General features: G+C 61.6%; 1 pseudogene. It reads right to left on the bottom strand.

The annotated features are described in order from the left end of the window. A pseudogene (locus L6D63_RS28555) lies at positions 1-255 on the bottom strand (hypothetical protein); the annotation flags it as partial.

Raw genomic sequence — 255 nt, 5'->3', positions numbered from 1 at the left:
CCTGGTCGGACAGATCCTTCTGGTAGCCCTGTACCGGCATGATCGAGTAGAAGCCGCCGGCCGCTGTCGGGCCTTCGTAGTTGGGCGAGATCGACAGAGCCGTATTGCTGGCGATGTTGGTCACCTCATACCAGCGACCGTCCGGCCCGCGAAAGCCATCGCCGACCCGGCTGTTGGCAATGAATGCGGTGCCCGAGCCTGTCACCGCGTTGGAATTTTGGGTGACAGAGACCACCCCTTGCTTGTACCAAGGCA

It is taken from the genome of Pseudomonas parakoreensis (assembly GCF_021602155.1).
Lineage (GTDB): Bacteria > Pseudomonadota > Gammaproteobacteria > Pseudomonadales > Pseudomonadaceae > Aquipseudomonas > Aquipseudomonas parakoreensis.
This window is presented reverse-complemented; position numbering and strand designations above follow the sequence as displayed.